This is a genomic window from Vibrio sp. 1S139 (assembly GCF_041439475.1).
GTDB lineage: Bacteria > Pseudomonadota > Gammaproteobacteria > Enterobacterales > Vibrionaceae > Vibrio > Vibrio crassostreae_C.
Genome location: NZ_JBGOOD010000152.1, coordinates 1 through 1,709 on the forward strand (window position 1 = coordinate 1; position 1,709 = coordinate 1,709).

Annotated in this window: 1 protein-coding gene; it reads left to right on the top strand. The window is 39.6% G+C overall.

Features of this window, described 5'->3' with window-relative positions; all coding sequences use genetic code 11:
* Window positions 1–915: 915 nt before the first annotated feature.
* A complete protein-coding gene (locus tag ACED46_RS21835) occupies window positions 916–1,311 on the top strand; it encodes a DUF2391 family protein (RefSeq protein ID WP_017060180.1) in 396 nt (131 codons plus the stop codon).
* Window positions 1,312–1,709: the final 398 nt, after the last annotated feature.

The following is a 1,709-nucleotide window of genomic DNA, read 5'->3' on the forward strand; positions in this document are numbered from 1 at the left end:
TTCACAATAATTCATCAATCTTAATTAGATCACATTTTTACTTTAATTGGTATAAATCATAGTGTTTCGCACGTCAGTCGAATAACTTACACAAAAGATTTTCCCGCAGCCCACAGCTCTTAGCTCAGGTGTTCCCCAAAACCAACTCATGATTAGGACTACATCATTTCTGATTCCAGCTGTGAGGTGACTCGAGCATGATTTCAAACGTATATAGCTTTAAGTTTAGCATTCAGATACTCGAGCCATACGCGCTGTAGATGTTTCCTTTATTAAGTGAGCGGCTCTCAGTGTTAGTTAACAGCCTTTCGGCTACGAAATCTGACTTCTGCTCTATCTGTGAATCTATAGGATACGTGTAATTAGGGCTCTATCATGGAGGCTTCTCTTAAGAACGCTAGAGCTCATAATGAGTCGACTTAATGTCTCTTTGTTATGCATTGAGCTTAAAACCACTCTCGATGGTATTGAGCGACTCGTTCTAAGTACTTCAAAGGGTGAAAGTAGGCTAGATTCAGCTTAAAGGTGAGAGTCGCTAAGTGTGTTCCCAAGTGGTGCCTGAGGGGTATATAAGCTAAGAAATAGAGCATCCCTCGTATTCGTGAAGTGACGTTTATCACCCTGCGGATTTAGATTCTTTGGTTCTAGGTGCTGGTATATTAGGGGTTACCACTCTGTCTTCGATTTTGATGTGTTTGTTGACTCGATATTAATCAGTCGTGTTGACCGTTTTGCTCTGAGCATATTGATTTCTTGCTGGTTAGTTCAAGCTATGTTTTGGTTATTGCGACTAAGATGAAGCTAGAAGGTCACTACTGTTTGCTTAGTAGAAATAAAAATCCCCCAAATCATTGGCGGATAGTTTTGTGATTCTTTTCAGAATTAGATAAAGCCTTAAACCTAATGGGTCGAATTATGAAATTGAGTTTTAACTTTGAAGATGCGAGCCAGATCTTTGTGGGATCTTTTGCCTTGGCCGTGCCGATTTCTTTTTCTGAAGAGGCTTGGAAGTTAGGGGAGACTTTACCTACCGCTAATCTATTGCTGCTATTTTTACTGTCTGCGGTGTTCTTAGGCTTCTATACGTATGAGAGTGTCTTTCAAAAAGATGTTGTTGCTCGGTTGCCGGTGTTTATTTTCAGAATAGTGATTGCTTATGTTATGACGGCATTGGTCGTTGCTTTGGTACTGACTTGCCTGGACAAATTACCTCTATTGAGTGATCCCGTCGTATCGATCAAAAGAGTGATTGTTATTTCAATGCCAGCCTCTATGGGCGCTATTGTAGTGGATAGTTTTGATAAAGAGTAATCTGTGTATCAATTTGGATTGAAGTGTCTTACAGAGCTTTTCAGCGCTTACTTGATTCGTTATTTAGCTTTCTTACCTCCAAACTTAGTATTGATTTTTTCAACCGATCTCCTAGTCAATAAAATGAGTAGCAACGTACTGTGACTGACTCTTACGTGAATGTGTCGTTTGTTGTTGGGAGATTTTGAAGAGCATTAAGTAGCGAAGATTTGTAGCTTTGGAAGGATATAAAAACGGTTGGTTTCTGAATTGAATATGGTATTTGAAAGGTGAGGGTAGTTGTATTAATAAGTTAGGATCTTTAGATGCAAAAAAGCCACATCAATGATGCGGCTTCTTTTAATTGGCTCCCCTTGCAAGACTTGAACTTGCGACATACGGATTAACAGTCCGCCGTT

Excerpts from the sequence above, each read along its gene's own strand:
- ACED46_RS21835 (WP_017060180.1), top strand. The coding sequence starts at position 916 with ATGAAATTGAGTTTTAACTTTGAAGATGCGAGCCAGATCTTTGTGGGA.